The organism is Mycetocola sp. Y171 (genome assembly GCF_056713165.1).
Genome location: NZ_JBWYGX010000002.1, coordinates 919,377 through 935,998 on the forward strand (window position 1 = coordinate 919,377; position 16,622 = coordinate 935,998).

17 protein-coding genes are annotated in these 16,622 nt (G+C 66.9%); 15 read left to right on the forward strand and 2 right to left on the reverse strand.

Going from position 1 to position 16,622, the window contains the following annotated elements; all coding sequences use genetic code 11:
* The first annotated feature begins 43 nt into the window (after positions 1-43).
* From AC1M2K_RS14085 to AC1M2K_RS14120, 8 genes are all read left to right on the forward strand, one after another.
* The gene (locus tag AC1M2K_RS14085) at positions 44-1,066 is read left to right on the forward strand and encodes an iron-siderophore ABC transporter substrate-binding protein (RefSeq protein WP_480241442.1); all 1,023 of its coding nucleotides are present in this window, start codon (positions 44-46) and stop codon (positions 1,064-1,066) included.
* Positions 1,067-1,130: 64 nt separating this feature from the next.
* A complete protein-coding gene (locus AC1M2K_RS14090; RefSeq protein WP_480241443.1) occupies positions 1,131-2,573 on the forward strand; it encodes a replication-associated recombination protein A in 1,443 nt (480 codons plus the stop codon).
* 328 nt (positions 2,574-2,901) lie between these two features.
* Positions 2,902-3,531, forward strand: coding sequence for a 30S ribosomal protein S4 (gene rpsD / locus AC1M2K_RS14095; RefSeq protein WP_480236528.1), 630 nt, complete (start codon positions 2,902-2,904; stop codon positions 3,529-3,531).
* A 142-nt stretch (positions 3,532-3,673) separates the two neighbouring features.
* Positions 3,674-3,907, forward strand: a complete 234-nt coding sequence (locus AC1M2K_RS14100; protein WP_480236527.1) for a hypothetical protein — start codon at positions 3,674-3,676, stop codon at positions 3,905-3,907.
* Positions 3,908-3,947: 40 nt separating this feature from the next.
* Positions 3,948-6,602 (forward strand): alanine--tRNA ligase, encoded by a 2,655-nt coding sequence (alaS, locus tag AC1M2K_RS14105; protein WP_480241444.1) that lies wholly within the window; start codon positions 3,948-3,950, stop codon positions 6,600-6,602.
* Between the two features lie 14 nt (positions 6,603-6,616).
* Positions 6,617-7,093 carry a Holliday junction resolvase RuvX gene (ruvX, locus tag AC1M2K_RS14110; RefSeq protein ID WP_480241445.1) on the forward strand — a complete coding sequence of 159 codons (477 nt, stop codon included), beginning with the start codon at positions 6,617-6,619 and terminating at the stop codon, positions 7,091-7,093.
* Positions 7,090-8,514, forward strand: a complete 1,425-nt coding sequence (gene mltG, locus AC1M2K_RS14115; RefSeq protein WP_480241446.1) for an endolytic transglycosylase MltG — start codon at positions 7,090-7,092, stop codon at positions 8,512-8,514. The genes ruvX and mltG overlap by 4 nt, the downstream gene beginning before the upstream one ends.
* Positions 8,514-9,377 carry a shikimate dehydrogenase gene (locus AC1M2K_RS14120; protein ID WP_480241447.1) on the forward strand — a complete coding sequence of 288 codons (864 nt, stop codon included), beginning with the start codon at positions 8,514-8,516 and terminating at the stop codon, positions 9,375-9,377. Before mltG ends, AC1M2K_RS14120 begins: the two co-directional genes overlap by 1 nt.
* A gap of 21 nt (positions 9,378-9,398) precedes the next feature.
* On the opposite strand, the gene AC1M2K_RS14125 is transcribed toward AC1M2K_RS14120, so the two are convergent.
* Positions 9,399-10,130, reverse strand: coding sequence for an SDR family oxidoreductase (locus AC1M2K_RS14125; RefSeq protein WP_480241448.1), 732 nt, complete (start codon positions 10,128-10,130; stop codon positions 9,399-9,401).
* Positions 10,131-10,224: 94 nt separating this feature from the next.
* Here AC1M2K_RS14125 and aroC point away from each other — a divergent pair, with 94 nt between their 5' ends.
* The 7 genes from aroC to AC1M2K_RS14160 all read left to right on the forward strand — a co-directional run bounded on the left by aroC (position 10,225) and on the right by AC1M2K_RS14160 (position 15,330).
* On the forward strand, positions 10,225-11,436 hold the full coding sequence (gene aroC, locus AC1M2K_RS14130; RefSeq protein WP_480241449.1) for a chorismate synthase: 1,212 nt from the start codon (positions 10,225-10,227) through the stop codon (positions 11,434-11,436).
* Positions 11,437-11,477: 41 nt separating this feature from the next.
* Positions 11,478-11,945 (forward strand): shikimate kinase, encoded by a 468-nt coding sequence (locus AC1M2K_RS14135; RefSeq protein ID WP_480241743.1) that lies wholly within the window; start codon positions 11,478-11,480, stop codon positions 11,943-11,945.
* Positions 11,942-13,018 (forward strand): 3-dehydroquinate synthase, encoded by a 1,077-nt coding sequence (aroB, locus tag AC1M2K_RS14140; protein ID WP_480241450.1) that lies wholly within the window; start codon positions 11,942-11,944, stop codon positions 13,016-13,018. The genes AC1M2K_RS14135 and aroB overlap by 4 nt, the downstream gene beginning before the upstream one ends.
* Before the next feature lie 3 nt (positions 13,019-13,021).
* Positions 13,022-13,459, forward strand: a complete 438-nt coding sequence (locus AC1M2K_RS14145; RefSeq protein WP_480241451.1) for a type II 3-dehydroquinate dehydratase — start codon at positions 13,022-13,024, stop codon at positions 13,457-13,459.
* Between the two features lie 95 nt (positions 13,460-13,554).
* On the forward strand, positions 13,555-14,118 hold the full coding sequence (gene efp, locus AC1M2K_RS14150; protein ID WP_480236517.1) for an elongation factor P: 564 nt from the start codon (positions 13,555-13,557) through the stop codon (positions 14,116-14,118).
* Positions 14,118-14,531 carry a transcription antitermination factor NusB gene (gene nusB, locus AC1M2K_RS14155; RefSeq protein ID WP_480236516.1) on the forward strand — a complete coding sequence of 138 codons (414 nt, stop codon included), beginning with the start codon at positions 14,118-14,120 and terminating at the stop codon, positions 14,529-14,531. The genes efp and nusB overlap by 1 nt, the downstream gene beginning before the upstream one ends.
* Positions 14,532-14,637: 106 nt before the next feature.
* The gene (locus tag AC1M2K_RS14160) at positions 14,638-15,330 is read left to right on the forward strand and encodes a peptidoglycan DD-metalloendopeptidase family protein (protein WP_480241452.1); all 693 of its coding nucleotides are present in this window, start codon (positions 14,638-14,640) and stop codon (positions 15,328-15,330) included.
* Between the two features lie 4 nt (positions 15,331-15,334).
* Here AC1M2K_RS14160 and AC1M2K_RS14165 read toward each other — a convergent pair whose 3' ends face one another.
* Positions 15,335-16,471, reverse strand: coding sequence for an FAD-dependent oxidoreductase (locus tag AC1M2K_RS14165; RefSeq protein ID WP_480241453.1), 1,137 nt, complete (start codon positions 16,469-16,471; stop codon positions 15,335-15,337).
* Positions 16,472-16,622 lie beyond the last annotated feature (151 nt).

Here is a 16,622-nt window from a genome sequence, read left to right on the forward strand (position 1 = left end):
GGCTTACCTAAACATTCCCCCTTCCGACGAACCTGGAGCCCCTGTGTCCTACCGACCCCGACTCGCGTTGATCGCGACAGCCGCCGTCACCGTCCTCGCCCTCAGCGGGTGTGCCACATCGAACGACGACGCCGAGACCCCTGCGGCCCAGAGCGACTCGGGCGCATACCCCGTGTCGATCGCCCACGCCTTCGGCGAGACCGAGATCGAAGAAGCACCCGAACGCGTCGTCACCCTCGGGTGGGGATCGACGGATGCCGCCATCGCGGTCGGCGTCGTTCCCGTCGGCATGGAGGCACAGAGCTACGGCGGAGACGAGAACGGTGTCCTCCCGTGGGTGGCCGACGCTCTCGACGACCTCGGAGCCGAGACTCCCGCCGTCATCCCGTCCACGGTCGAGGAGCCGGCATACGAGCAGATCGCCGAGCAGGCACCCGACCTGATCCTGGCCGTGTACTCGGGCATCACCGAGGCACAGTTCGACCTCCTCAGCGAGATCGCACCGACCGTCGCATACCCGGATGCCCCATGGTCGACCCCGTGGACCGAGGTCGTCACCACGGTCGGCAAGGCGCTCGGCAAGACCGCCGAGGCTGAAGCAGTCCTCGATGACATCGCGACAGTCACCGCCGAGCAGGCGGAAGCGCACCCGGAACTCGAGGGCAAGACGGTCGCGGCCGTCGCTGACTCCGGCGGCAAGTTCTACGTGTACAAGGCAGCAGACTCCCGCGTCGACTTCCTCTTCGATCTCGGCCTCGTCGACGCTCCGGCCGTCGAGGAACTCGCGAACGGTGACTCGAGCTTCTACTACGAGCTCAGCTACGAGGAACTCGACAAGCTCGACAGCGACATCCTGGTGAGCTACTCGGACACCCAGGAAGCAGCGGACACGTTCCTGTCCTCGAGCTACGCGCAGACGATCCCTGCCGTCGCGAACGGCTCGGTGGCATCCGTCGTCGGTGTCGAGCTCATCGCCGCCGTTTCCCCGCCGAGCGCTCTCTCGCTGACCTGGGGGATCGAAGACTACGTCGCGATCCTCTCCACGGCAGCGACCGCAGCCGAGTAGAAGCACCAGCCACTGGCCGCATCCGCCGACAGCAACTGTCGGCGGGTGCGGCTAGCCTTGCATCATGGCAAACACGACAGCGGCGCTGCAATCGGGCAGCGTCCCGCTCGCCGTGCGGATGCGCCCCAAGAGCCTCGACGAGGTCGCCGGCCAGAAGCACCTGCTCAAGCCCGGTTCACCTCTCGTCAGCCTCGCCACCAGCAAGTCGGGTGACAAAGGCTCGGTCTCCGTGATCCTCTGGGGTCCACCAGGCACGGGCAAGACCACGATCGCCCAGTCGATCGCCCACAGCTCCGGTCGCCGTTTCGTCGAACTCTCCGCCGTCTCCGCGGGCGTGCGCGACGTCAGACAGGTCATGGACGAAGCGATGACCAGCCGCGACCTGTACGGCCTCTCCACCGTTCTGTTCCTCGATGAGATCCACCGGTTCACGAAGGCGCAGCAGGATGCCCTTCTCCCCGGCGTCGAGAACGGCTGGGTGATCCTCGTCGCAGCGACGACCGAGAACCCGTCGTTCTCGGTGATCTCGCCCCTTCTCTCGCGGTCGCTCCTGCTCACACTCGAGCAGCTCACCGATGACGACCTCCGTATCGTGCTCGACAGGGCCATCGACGACCCCAGGGGCCTCGGAGGCCGATTCGAAGTCACCGATGACGCGCGAGACACGATCATCCGCCTCGCCTCAGGCGACGCCCGCCGCGCACTCACCGCCCTCGAAGCGGCATCCGTCAGCGCCGATTCACTCAGCGCCGATTCACTCAGCTCGGATGCTGCGGCTGAGCCTGCGACCGAATCCGACGAATCCGACGAATCAGATGAGCGCGACGAGGAGGCCGCCCCTGCGCAGACCGCCGAGGCCCAACGACCGCGGATCACCGCAGACGTCGTCTCGTCGGCGGTCGACCGTGCCCTGCTGCGGTACGACAGGAACGGAGACGAGCACTACGACGTCATCAGCGCGTTCATCAAGTCCATCCGCGGCTCAGACGTCGACGCGGCGCTGCACTACCTCGCGCGCATGATCGAGGCGGGGGAGGACCCGCGGTTCATCTCGCGCCGGATCATCGTCTCGGCCTCTGAAGACATCGGCATGGCCGACCCCCAGGCCCTGCTCATCGCCGTCGCCGCTGCAGACGCCGTCCAGTTCATCGGCATGCCCGAGGGCAGGATCCCGCTGGCCGAGGCGGTCGTCTACCTGGCCACAGCAGCGAAGTCGAACGCCTCATACGTCGCCATCGACCAGGCCATCGCCGACGTGCGGGCAGGCAACTTCGGCCGCGTCCCCAAGCCGATGCGCGACGCCCACTACGCAGGAGCGAAGCGCCTCGGCCACGGCAAGGGCTACCGCTATCCGCATGACGCCGACCTCGGCGTGGTCGAACAGCAGTACCTGCCCGACGAGTTGCGGGGCGTGCGCTACTACCAGCCCACCCAGCACGGCAACGAGCGGGATGTCTCGTCCCGCCTGGCGAAGCTGCTGCGCATCGTGCGCGGCGGGCGCGGCTGACCGATTCCTCGTGAGCACGTCCGGAACAGGTGAACGGGCGACCGATGGCATCACTTCCGGTCGAAAGCACCCCGGGCTCCTGGTGCCCTCGACCGCAACGGGAACCTTCGCGCGACACTGCCTGGGGCGCGCGGCAGACCGCGTTCGTGTCAGGCCCACCCGTGTTAGGATTGTTGCTGGCCTAGGCCCGGTTTGAATGTATGGCTGCACTGAATCGGGTTGACGGACATGTTCTTTAGCCGAACTGTTCCGGCTCACCCCTCTTACTTTCCGGTCGCACTTCTGTGCGTCGGCATCACATTGTCAGAGATTCCATCGAAAGGAACCCGTGTCTACCAAGTCACGTACCCGTAGCAAGACCCGCCTCTCGCGGTCACTGGGCATCGCCCTGACCCCGAAGGCTGCAAAGTACCTTGAAAAGCGCCCGTATGCTCCCGGTGAGCACGGCCGCACCAAGCGCAAGACCGACTCCGACTACGCCGTGCGTCTTCGCGAGAAGCAGCGTCTGCGCGCCCAGTACGGCATCCGCGAGAAGCAGCTGAAGATCGCCTTCGAAGAGGCTCGCCGTACCCAGGGCCTGACCGGTGAGAACCTGGTCGAGCTCCTCGAAATGCGTCTCGACGCGCTCGTGCTGCGTGCAGGCATCGCCCGCACCACCGCACAGGCCCGCCAGATGGTCGTGCACCGTCACATCCTCGTCGACGGCCAGCTCGTCGACCGCCCGTCCTTCCGCGTGAAGCCGGGTCAGCTCATCCACGTCAAGGCCAAGAGCGAAGGCACCGAGCCCTTCCAGGTTGCAGCCGCAGGCGGACACGTCGATGTCCTGCCCAAGGTTCCCGCCTACCTCGAGGTCGAACTCGACAAGCTGCAGGCACGCCTCGTGCGCCGCCCGAAGCGTGCAGAGGTCCCCGTGACCTGTGAAGTCCAGTTCGTTGTGGAGTACTACGCAGCTCGCTAAGCACTGCTTATCGAACGGACGGGGTCGCGGCATCTGCCGCGGCCCCGTTCGTCGTACCGGCCGCGTTCGGCTGGTCAACAGGCTCACCCGATAGGATGAATAGCTTGGAAGCATCCGCCCCACAGTTACAGGAGGAGCCCCTATGAAGAACCTGCTCTGGTTGATCGCAGGCATCGGTGCCGGCTTTGTCGTCGCCCACGAAGTCAACAAGACCCAGCGCGGCAAGGAGTTCTTCGCCGACCTGGACCAGAAACTGCGCGAGTTCAGCGAGACCGTCGCCGACGCATACAAGGAGCGCGAAGCCGAGCTCCGCGACAAGATCGACGACCTCGCCCGTGATGCCGAAGACGCTCTCGGCGACCTCAATAAGAACTGACCGCTGCGCCCAGGCGCACCCTCAACCTTCGAACGGACCCATGAAGACCGCTGATATTCGCCAGCGCTGGCTCGATTTCTTCGCCGAGCGCGGCCACACCGTCGTCCCCTCAGCCTCCCTGGTCTCAGACGACCCGTCGCTGCTCTTCACCGTTGCGGGAATGGTTCCGTTCGTTCCTTACCTCACCGGTCTCGTCCCAGCGCCGTACCCGCGCGCAACGAGCGTCCAGAAGTGCATCCGCACCAACGACATCGAAGAGGTCGGGAAGACCCCGCGCCACGGCACGTTCTTCCAGATGTCCGGGAACTTCTCCTTCGGCGACTATTTCAAGGAGGGGGCGATCGCGTACGCGTGGGAGCTGCTCACCTCCTCGGAGAGCGACGGCGGCTACGGGTTCGACGAGAAGGACCTCTGGGTCACCGTCTACAAGGACGACGACGAGGCCATCGCGCTGTGGAAGAAGGTCGCCGGCCTGCCGGAGGAACGGATCCAGCGTCTCGACAAGGACACCAACTACTGGCACACCGGCCAGCCCGGCCCGGCCGGTCCGTGCTCGGAGATCTTCTTCGACCGCGGCCCCGCGTACGGCGCAGACGGCGGACCGGCGACGGATGACGACAGGTACGTCGAAATCTGGAACCTCGTCTTCATGCAGTACCTGATCGGCGACGTCCGCTCGAAGACAGACTTCCAGATCGTCCAGGAACTGCCGAAGAAGAACATCGACACCGGCATGGGACTCGAACGTGTCGCGTTCCTCAAGCAGGGCGTCGAGAACATGTACGAGATCGACCAGGTCAGGCCCGTCCTCGACCGCGCGGCCGCTTTGTCGGGGAAGCGCTACGGCGCCGACCACACCGACGACGTGAGGATGCGCGTCATCGCCGACCACGTGCGCAGCTCACTCATGCTCATGAGCGACGGCGTCTCGCCGTCCAACGAAGGCCGTGGCTACATTCTCCGCCGCCTGATGCGCCGCACGGTGCGTGCGATGCGCCTGCTCGGCGTCGACGGCGCGTCGTTCCCCGAACTCTTCGCCGCATCCCGCGACGCCATGAAGTCCGCATACCCGGAAGTCGAGCACGACTACAACCGGATCTCCCAGGCCGCCTTCGGCGAGGAGGAGACCTTCCTGCGCACGCTGGCAGGCGGAACCACGATCCTCGACCTCGCGGTCACGAAGACGAAGGACACCGGGAGCAGCAGGCTCCAGGGCGACACCGCGTTCCTGCTCCACGACACCTACGGCTTCCCGATCGACCTCACCCTCGAGATCGCTGAAGAAGCAGGCCTCTCCGTCGACCGCCCGGCATTCGACGCGCTCATGGCGAACCAGCGCTCGCTCGCGAAGGCCGACGCAAAAGCGAAGAAGACGGCACTCGCCGATCTCTCCGTCTACAGCGCATTCCGGGCACAGGGCGAGACAGTCTTCACCGGATACACCGACCTCGAAACGGAATCCCGTGTGCTCGGGCTCATCGTCGGCGGCCACTCGGTCACCACGGCGGTCGCCGGGGACATCGCCGAAGTGATCCTCGCCGAGACGTCGCTCTACGCGGAGTCCGGTGGCCAGGAGTCCGACCAGGGCCTCATCGTCGGACCGGGCTACGAGCTCGAAGTGCTCGACGTTCAGAAGCCGGTCAAGGGTCTCATCAGCCACAAGGTGCAGGTGTCGCGCGGCGAGGTCGGAGTCGGGGACGTCGCTCGAAGCGTCGTCGACGCCGACTACCGGCGTGGCGCAAAACAGGCCCACTCGGGAACCCACATCATCCACGCCGCGCTGCGCCAGATCCTGGGCCCCAACGCGCACCAGTCCGGTTCGTACAACAAGGCCGGCTACCTGCGACTCGACTTCTCCTGGAACCAGGGACTGTCCCAGGAGACGCGGTCTGAGATCGAAGAGGTCTCGAACAACGCCATCCGGGACAACCTCGAGGTCGTCACCCGTGAGCTCCCGCTCGACGAGGCGAAGTCGCTCGGCGCCATGGCCCTGTTCGGCGAGAAGTACGGCGATGTCGTGCGTGTCGTCGACATCGGGGGACCGTGGTCTCGCGAACTCTGCGCAGGAACACACGTGTCGTCGAGTGCCGAGATCGGGATGATCAACCTCGTGAGTGAGTCCAGCGTCGGATCGACCAACCGCCGCGTCGAATCGCTCGTCGGGCTCGAGGCGTTCCGTGACCTGGCTGCCGAGCGCGCCATCGTGTCGCAGCTCACCTCATCTCTGAAGACTCCGCGTGAGCAGCTGCCCGACCGGATCGCCGAGCTCGTCGCGAACCTCAAGTCGGCCGAGAAGAAGATCCAGTCGTTCGAGGCGCGGTTGCTCTCAGAACGTATTCCTGCCCTGGTGTCGACGGTCCGGCCGGGTGCGATCCGCACCGTGGCTGAATCGGTCGGAGTCCTCGGTTCGCAGGACGACCTGCGATCGCTCGTGACCGGTGTGCGCGAACGGCTGGGTTCCGACCCGTCGGTCGTCGCCCTCGCCGCGACCGTCAACGACCGTCCGATCGTCATCGTCGCCACGAACGACGCCTCCCGTGCCCTCGGCGCGAAGGCCGGCCAGCTCGCCCGAACCGCCGCAGGCGTCCTCGGCGGAGGCGGAGGCGGCAAGGACGACCTCGCCCAGGGTGGCGGGTCAGATTCCGCCGCGATCCCAGCAGCGCTGTCCGCCATCGTCGACGCGGTCACGCGCTGACGGTGGGAACCGACATGCGCGCAGGTGTCCGCATCGGCATCGACGTCGGAACGGCTCGCATCGGCGTCTCCCGTTCTGACGCCCATGCGATGCTGGCGACGCCGATCGAGACCGTCCCGCGGGCCTCGAGCGGCGACTCAGACATCCGCCGCATTCTCGAGATCGCCGGCGAACTCGAGCCGATCGAGATCGTCGTGGGGCTGCCCCTCGCACTCTCCGGGCGACGGACGGCGTCGACAGAGGATGCAGCCGGTTTCGCGGCAACGCTTGCAGCTGCATCCGGTATCCCGGTCCGCATGGTCGACGAACGACTGTCGACCGTGTCCGCCCACTCGGCGCTGCGGAGCTCTGGCAAGAAGCAGAAGGGCTCTCGCACCGTCATCGACCAGGTCGCGGCCGTCATCATCCTGCAGCACGCCCTCGATGCGGAGCGCGGCAGCGCGTTCCCCCCTGGCACACTCGTCAGCCCGAATGAAGGAACACAGGAGTGACTGAACAGACGCCACGCGATGACGCGTTCGACGCCGTATTCGGGTCAAGCGGCCGGGACCAGGACGTCGAGTCCACGCCGGACCCCGCCGTCGAATCCACCTCGCCCACCCCGCCTCCCGCCGGCGATGACTCTGCCTTCGTCACGGACCCGTCACCCGTCTCCGCGGCTGCCGATGCCCCGCTGTCACGGCGTGAGGCTCGTGAACAAGCGGGCAGAACGGCCGTTCCGCCGACTGAGTCGACGGCGGACGTCTCGCCGGCTGTCGGAGCGACCGAGCCGACTGAGCCCGACGCACGAGGCCGCGACCGCGCGTCGCGACGCTCCGCTGCCCCGGACTACCCGCCGCGTGAAAAGAAGAAGAAGTCGGGCTGGATCGCCGCTGTCGTCGTGCTCGTCCTCCTCGCCGGGATCGGTGGGGGAGGTCTGTACGTCTGGAACACCTTCGAGCCGCAGATCCGCTCCGTCATGGGCTGGGAAGAGCCCAACGACTACGAGGGCTCAGGCAGCGGTGAGGTCATGGTCTCGATCGCCGCAGGCGACGACGGATCGGACATCGCCAGGACGCTGAAGAACAGCGGCGTGACGAAGACGACCGAAGCGTTCTACGACCTGCTCCTCACCCAGGACGCCGAACCGGTCTTCCACCCGGGCGTCTACCAGCTCGCGAAGAAGATGAGCGCACAGTCGGCACTCGATGCGCTGCTCGACCCTGACAACAAGATCGAGCGGACGGTGCTCCTGCGTGAAGGAATCACCGGCGCCGAGATCATCGAAGAGCTGTCAGCGGGAACCGAGATCCCCGTCGAGGAGTTCGAGGCGGCGGTCGCCGATCCCTCGCAGTACGGGATCCCCGCCACAGCGGTCTCCATCGAAGGCTGGCTGTTCCCTGCGCTCTACACATTCGACCCGGGGCTGACCGCCGAGCAGATCATCCAGGTGCTCGTCGACAGGACGATCAGCTCGCTCGACTCCGCCGCCGTGCCGGTCGAGGACCGCGAACGCATCCTCACCATCGCTTCGATCATCCAGCGGGAGGCGCGGCTCGACGAGGACTTCTACAAGGTCAGCCGGGTCATCCAGAATCGGCTCGACGTCGACATGAAGCTCGAGATGGACTCGACGGCCCAGTACGCTGACACGACGAAGTCCGGCTCGGTCTGGTCTACAAAGGAAGCCCTCGAGTCCGACAACCCGTGGAACACCTACAAGCGCACCGGGCTGCCGATCGGGCCGATCGCCAGTCCGGGCGACGCCGCGATCGCCGCAGCCATGGCGCCGGCGGACGGCAGCTGGCTGTTCTTCGTCACGGTGAACCTCGACACCGGCGAGACCGTGTTTACGAACACGATCGAGGAACATGAAGCGGCCGTCGCGCAACTCCGCTCCTGGTGCGACGCGAACCCGGGCAAAGGCTGCTGATGACCGAACGCCTCGCCGTGTTCGGTTCACCGATCGCCCACTCGAAGTCGCCCGTCCTGCACAGCACCGCGTATCGGCACATCGGCGTCGACTGGGAATACGACTCACGGGAGGTGGGCGCCGCCGAGCTGCCCGGGGCGCTCGCTGACCTCGACGACACGTGGCGCGGACTGTCGCTGACGATGCCCCTGAAATCCGCCGCATTCGACCTGGCAGACACGCGGGACGCCATCGCGGAACTCACGGGCGCCGTGAACACATTGCACTTCACCGACACAGGGACCGGCAGGCGACTGTCCGGCTACAACACCGACGTCACCGGCATTCTCCGCGCCCTGGCAACGCTCGACGTCACCGAAGCCGCCCAGGTGCACATTCTCGGCGGGGGTTCCACAGCGGCAAGCGCCGTCGTCGCCGCGGCCGAGCTCGGCGCCCTGAACGTGTCGATCGTGACCCGCTCGCCGGAGAAATCCGCCGGCCTCGTCGACCTCGGCCACCGTGCAGGGCTCACCGTCGAGCTGGTCGGATTCGATACGATCGCGGGGCTCCCGACTCCTCAGCTCGTCGTCAGCACCCTGCCGGGCGGATCGAACGCCCCCGTCAGATACCCGGCCCGAGTGATGGCAGAGTCTGCGCTGCTCGATGTCGCGTACGACCCGTGGCCGAGTGCTCTCGCCTCCGGGTGGGAGAACGCCGGCGGAACGGTCGCCAACGGCCTGTCCATGCTCGTGCACCAGGCGCTCGTCCAGGTCCGCATCTTCGCGTTCGACGACCCGTTCCAGCCGCTCGACGACGAGGATGCCGTGCTGGCGGCCATGCTGGCATCCGTCGGTCTCGACAATCGGGGCATCCCGATCGCCTGACCCACAGACCGTCGCGTTTGCTCAGCGCTTGCGGGCCGCGAGGAATTCGTCGAACGTGACGGAACCGGTGGGGAGTCCGCTGGTCACGTTTCTTCCCTCGCGCAACGCGCGGAATGTCCCGCCGGGCAGCCGAAGCGGCACCTGGTGCCTGTACTGTCCCTCTGCACGCTGCCACGCGCTGGCGAATTCGTGCGCCGGCCTGACCTCAGGACCGCCGAAGTCAGGCACGCGGCCGGCGGGCTCGGCGACAGCGAGGCCGGCGAGGACATCGGCCACCTCCGAGACCTCGACCGGCTGAACGGACACGGCGGGGACGACGAGCAGTGGCACCTTTCGCTGGGCGTCGAAGATCCCGGCGACGAGGGTGTGGAACTGCGTGGCGCGGAGGATCGTGAACGGCAACCCGCTGCCGGAGATCACGGCCTCGGCCTGGAGCTTCTGCCGGTAATAGCTGAACGGGATCCTGTCGACGCCGACGATGGAGATGTAGACCAGATGCGGGTTTCCAGAGGAACGAGCCGCGTGGACCAGGTTCTTCGTGGCGCTGACGTCGCCGCGACCGGTCGCACAGTGCACGATGACGTCGACTCCGGTGACCGCTGATCCGATCCCGAGATTCTTGCGCAGGTCGCCGGTCACCACTCCGGCTTTCGCTGAGCGGCTGAGGACACGGGCGATGTGACCGGCCGATCGCAACCGGTCGACGACGATCGAGCCGAGGGTCCCTGTGCCTCCTGTGACGAGGACCTCCATGCGTTGCCGCCCTTCCCTGTTCCGTGTCGGTGTCCTTCCTGCAGGCTAGCGCCCCGCGTCAGAGCGGGGCCAGCCGCTGTGGAAGGATAGAGCCATGCTTCGTTGGCTCACTGCCGGAGAGTCTCACGGCCCGGAACTCATTGCAATCGTCGAGGGCCTGCCCGCCGGCGTCCCCGTCTCCCTCGACGCGATCCGCGCCGATCTGGCCCGCCGCAAGCTGGGCTACGGCCGCGGATCCCGGATGAAGTTCGAGCAGGACGAACTGAACGTCTCCGGGGGAGTGCGCCACGGCTTCACTCTCGGCAGCCCCGTCGCCATCCGCATCGGCAACACCGAGTGGCCCAAGTGGGTCGAGGTGATGAACCCGGAGCCCATCGAGGAGACCGAGAAGTCCCGCGGCCGCAGCGCGCCGCTGACCCGACCACGGCCAGGTCACGCCGACCTCGTCGGCATGCAGAAGTACAACTTCGACGAAGCACGGCCGATCCTCGAACGGGCGAGTGCACGCGAGACCGCAGCGCGCGTCGCCCTCGGAGCCGTCGCGCGTTCCTTCCTCGCCGAGCTCGGGATCACCCTCGTCAGCCACACGCTCTCGATCGGTCCCGTCCGCGTTCCCGAAGGTACTGCGCTGCCGACCCCTGCCGACGTCGACCTGCTCGACGCGGATCCGCTGCGGTGCTTCGACCCCGCCACGTCGGAGCGCATGGTGGCAGAAGTCGACGACGCCAAGAAGGACGGTGACACCCTCGGCGGCGTCGTCGAGGTGCTCGCATACGGGCTTCCGCCAGGGCTCGGGTCGCACGTGCACTGGGACAGGCGCCTCGACGGCCAGCTCGCACACGCTCTCATGGGCATCCAGGCCATCAAGGGGGTCGAGGTCGGCGACGGTTTCCTCACCACCACCCGTCGCGGTTCGGCCGCACACGACGAGTTGTTCGCCATCGGCGACAGGATCGTCCGCTCAAGCGACAAAGCCGGAGGAACCGAGGGCGGCATGAGCACGGGCACCGTCCTGCGTGTGCGTGCCGGCATGAAACCGATCGCGACGGTACCGCACTCGTTGCGCACCATCGACGTCGCCACTGGCGAGGCCGCAGGAGCGCACCACCAGCGTTCGGACGTCTGCGCCGTTCCTGCAGCCGGTGTGGTGGCCGAAGCCATGGTCGCACTCGTGCTCGCGAATTCGGTCCTCGAGAAGTTCGGCGGAGACGCCATCGAGGAGACGAAGCGCAACCTGGACTCCTACATCGCCGCGATCCCCGAAGGTCTTCGGACCGCGACGGAATCCACTCCAGAACCTCAGTGAGCGAGCAGGCGAAGCCGCTTCCCCTCGTCCTGATCGGACCGATGGGGGCCGGTAAGACCAAGATCGGCCGCCGTGTCGCCCGGTCGCTCTCTGTGCCGTTCGTCGACACGGACAAGAGGATCGTCGCCGACCACGGGCCGATCACGGAGATCTTCGCCCTTCACGGCGAACCGGAGTTCCGCCGCCTCGAACGCATCGCCGTTGCCCACGCGTTGAAGGAATCCGCCGTGGTCTCCCTCGGCGGCGGCGCAGTGATCGACCCCGACACGCAAGCCGAACTCGACGGTCTCACCGTCGTGCTGCTCACGGTGACCGCTGAGGCCGTGGCCGCACGGATCCGGACCGACAAGCGACCGCTCCTCAAGGACGGCACGGGCGACTGGCAGCGCATCTACGAGGAACGCCGGCCGACGTACGAACGGCTGGCCACCATCACATTCGACACGTCGCGCGAGCCGATCGAGAACATCGCCGACAGAATCGCCGACTGGGCGAAAGGACACGCATGACGGACATCACCACCATCGAGGTCACAGGAACCGACGCGTACAACGTCGAGGTGGGACGCGGCATACTCGACCGGATCCCGGTCGCCCTGGGCGACCAGGCGGCGAAGATCCTCCTCGTCCACCCTCCGACGCTCGGCGCACGGGCCGAGAAGCTGCGTGAGAGCCTCTCGGATCGATACCAGGTCCTCCTCGCTGAGATCCCGGATGCCGAGACCGGCAAACGGGTCGAGGTCGCGGCCTTCTGCTGGCAGATCATGGGACAGGCCGACTTCACCCGGACGGATGCCGTCATCGGCTTCGGTGGGGGAGCGACCACCGATGTCGCCGGGTTCGTCGCAGCGACCTGGCTGCGCGGCGTCCGCCTCGTGCAGGTGCCGACGTCTGTGGCAGGAATGGTCGACGCAGCCATCGGCGGCAAGACCGGCATCAACACCAACGAGGGCAAGAACCTCGTCGGTTCCTTCTACGCTCCCGCCGGCGTCGTCGTCGACCTCGATCTGCTCTCCACCCTGCCGAAGAACGAGATCCTCGCCGGATTCGCCGAGATCGTGAAGTGCGGGTTCATCGCAGAGCCCGAGATCCTCGACCACATCGAGGCAGACGTCGACGTCGTCACCGACCCGACCACTGACGCGTTCCGCCGGGTCGTCGAACTGTCCATCGCCCTCAAGGCGCGAGTGGTCAGCGAGGACTTCAAGGAGGGCGGCGTGCGCGAGATCCTCAACTATGGGCACACCCTCGGCCACGCCATCGAGCACGCCGAGCGCTACCAGTGGCGTCACGGTGCCGCTGTCGCCGTCGGCATGATGTTCGCAGCAGAGCTGTCCAGGCTGGCCGGCCGCCTGCCGGACGCCGTGGCAGACCGGCACCGAAGCATCCTCGATTCCCTGTCCCTCCCCACCGAGTACCCGCTCGGGCGCTGGAACACGCTCCTGGCGACCATGCAGCGCGACAAGAAGGCGCGGGCGGGGATGCTCCGCTTCATCGTCCTCGACGACCTGGCCAAGCCGACCGTCCTCGCCGGCCCTGAGACATCGCTGCTCTTCGCGGCGTACCAGGAAGTAGGCTCCTGAACCATGACTCGGATCTTCGTTTTCAACGGCCCGAACCTCGGTCGCCTCGGCTCCCGTGAACCAGACGTCTACGGAAGCGGCAGCCTCGACGACCTGCGCGTCATCCTCGAAGCGGACGCGCCCGATGGGGTCACCATCGATCTCCGCCAGACCAACGACGAGGCCGAGCTCATCGGCTGGCTGTACGAGGCCGTCGACACCGGTTCGCCCGTCATCCTCAACCCTGCCGCTTTCACCCACTACAGCTACGCCCTGAGGGATGCCGCAGCGCTCGTCACCAAGGCTGGCCTGCCGCTCGTCGAGGTGCACATCACCAACCCGCACACCCGGGAGACGTTCAGGCACACCAGCGTGATCTCCGGTGTGGCGACGGGCATCATCGCAGGCTTCGGTTTCGACTCGTACCGGCTGGCGCTGTCGGCCGTCACCCTCCCACGCTGAGCGGTGCCTTTGGCGCCTCGACGCGCTGCGGGTAAACTCCTTGGGACGGCCCCGTCGGGCCGAACCTCTTCCCACTGAAACGGAACCCCCTCTTCATGGCATCTACCGCCGACATCAAGAATGGAATCGTCCTCAACATCGACGGCCAGCTCTGGAACGTCATCGAATTCCAGCACGTCAAGCCGGGCAAGGGCGGCGCGTTCGTCCGCACCAAGCTCAAGAACGTCGTCTCGGGCAAGACCGTCGACCGCACGTACAACGCCGGCACCAAGATCGAGATCGAGAACGTCGACCGCCGCGACTTCACCTACCTGTACAACGACGGCGAAGCGTTCGTCTTCATGGACACCGCTGACTACGACCAGCTCACCGTCCCGGCCACCGTCGTCGGAGACGCCGCCAACTTCATGCTGGAGAACCAGTCGGTCACCGTCGCCCTCAACAACGGCAACCCGCTCTACGTCGAGCTTCCGGCATCCGTCGTCCTCGAGATCACGTACACCGAGCCTGGCCTGCAGGGCGACCGTTCGACCGGCGGCACCAAGCCCGCCACAGTCGAGACCGGCTATGAGATCCAGGTCCCGCTGTTCCTCGAGCAGGGCACCAAGGTCAAGGTGGACACCCGCACCGGTGACTACATGGGCCGCGTCAACGACTAGTGAGCGCCCGTAGCAAGGCCCGCAAACGGGCCATCGACATCCTCTATGGTGCCGACCTTCGCGAACTTCCGCTCCGCGACGCCCTGACCGTCGAAGCGCAGCGTGCGGCGAGCGAGCCGCAGCGCGAAGCGTCCTGGCTCTACGCCAGGGACATCGTCGACGGCATCATCGACAACTCCGAGGAGATCGACGAGCAGATCGAGACGTACGCGCAGGGCTGGAGCCTCGCGCGGATGCCCGCCGTCGACCGCGCGATCCTGCGAATCGGCGTGTGGGAGATCCTGTTCAACGATGAGATCCCGGCGGCTGTCGCGATCGATGAGGCCGTCGAGTCAGCCAAGACGCTCTCGACAGACGATTCAGCCGGCTTCGTGAACGGCCTTCTCGGCAAGATCTCGCAGGCCAACGGCTAGAGCACATCCTCCGGGCGCCCGCCCTCGCACCTCCGTGCGAGTCGGCGGGCGTTCCGTCGTCTTGGGGCATTCACCCCAGCGGCGGCCGGGACTACGCTCTTGGGCCATGGCCCCCTCGCTCGAGAACCCCGTCACCGTGACGTTCCCCCTCCGCGGGGAAGGCTGGATGGCCGTCACGACGCCTGCAACCAGAGTGCCGAGCCACGGCACAGACATGCTCGGACAGCGATACGCGTTCGACCTGGTCAGGGTCGACCGGCGAAGGGGAGTGCACGTCGACCCGGGTGGCACCGCTCGCGGCCTCGTTCTCGGGACGAGGACACGCGACTGCTACGCATGGGGTGCCTCTGTCCACGCACCGTTCGACGGTGACGTCGTGCGCGCCGTCGACGGCTTCCCCGAGCGGAAATGGATCCACCCGGTCGCCGAGATCCTCCGCATGGTCAGGAACGCCGTCACGTTCACGCCTGAGCGTCTGCCCAGCATCCTCGGCAACCACGTGATCCTGCGCTCAGGCGCCCTGTTCGCCGGGTTCGCCCATCTCGCGCCGGGGACGGTCGCGGTGATTCCCGGTCAGCGTGTGGCATCCGGAGATCTCCTCGGGAGGGTCGGGCACACCGGAAATTCGACCTCACCACATCTGCACTTCCAACTGATGGACTCGCCGGACCTGATGACGGCGAACGGCATCGCCTGCGCGTTCAGCGCGTACGAGGTGGAACGGGACGGCCGGTGGGAGGCCGTGACGGACGGCATCCCGACCCGTCGGGAACGGATCCGGTCGACCGAGCCGGACTGACGGGTCAGCCCGCGAGCCGCGCGGCCGGTGCGGCGTCGAGCATGCGGACGATTCCGGTGACTGCTGCGCGTCCGGCCCGGTTCGCGCCGATGGTCGACGACGACGGGCCGTAGCCGACGAGGTGGACGCGCGGCTCTGCGGCGACGGACGTGCCGTCCATGACGATTCCGCCGCCAGGCACACGGAGGTGAAGCGGCGAGAGGTGGTCGAGTGCCGCACGGAACCCGGTAGCCCAGAGGATCACGTCCGCACGCTCGAACGAGCCGTCCGCGTGCCGGACCCCGTCGGCCTCGATCGCGGTGAACATCGGATGCCGGTCGAGGACACCGCGAGCGGCAGCGGCGCGCAGGACGGGCGTCCAGATCAGGCCGGTGACGGACACCACGCTCTGCGGGGGCAGGCCCTGCTTCACCCGTTCCTCGACGAGGGCGACGGCGGCATGGCCGGCCGCGTCGTCGAAGACGTCGTCGCGCCAGACGGGTTCGCGGCGGGTGAACCACGTCGTCGTGGCGACGGTGGAGATCTCATCGAGGAGCTGTACCGCCGAGATTCCTCCGCCGACGACGAGCACGTGCTGCCCGGTGAACTCATCGGCTGAGACATAGTCGGCGACGTGGAGCTGGCGTCCCCGGAATGTCGATTGCCCGGGGTAGAGCGGCCAGAACGGGCGGGTCCATGTGCCGGTGGCGTTGATCACGGCGCGGGTGGACCAGGTGCCGGCATCCGATTCGACGCGCAGCCTGCCGTGCGGGTCGTCGTCCTCCCTGAAGACTCCTGACACCCGCACAGGGCGGACGATGGCGAGGGAGAGTTCCCGCTCGTAGTCCCCGAAATAGCCGGTGAGGAACTCCGAACTCGGCTGATCGGGGTCGACATCGGGCTTCGCGATTCCCGGAAGGTCGCTGATCCCGTTGACCGTGGCCATCACGAGGCTCTTCCAGCGGTGGCGCCAGGCTCCGCCAGGGCCGTCTTCGGCGTCGAGGACGACGTAGGTCCTGGCCGACGTGCCCGTCGGTGCGTTCGCCGCGGGTACGAAGCCTCGCCGCTGCAGGTGATACGCCGCGGAGAGGCCCGCCTGCCCCGCACCGATGACGACGACGTCGGCCGGTGCGGGTTGGGGTGCGGGGGAGTCGACGGTCACGGTGAGGTGTAACGCCGCGTGCAGCCCAGTCCTTCCCGGTGCGGATGCCCGCCAAAGACTCCGCAGGAGATCGCACGGTTTGCAGGAGGCTTTCGGTACTTCAGTCCTGATAAACGTGCGATCTCCTGTTATTCCGACGCGGGCTCGGTAT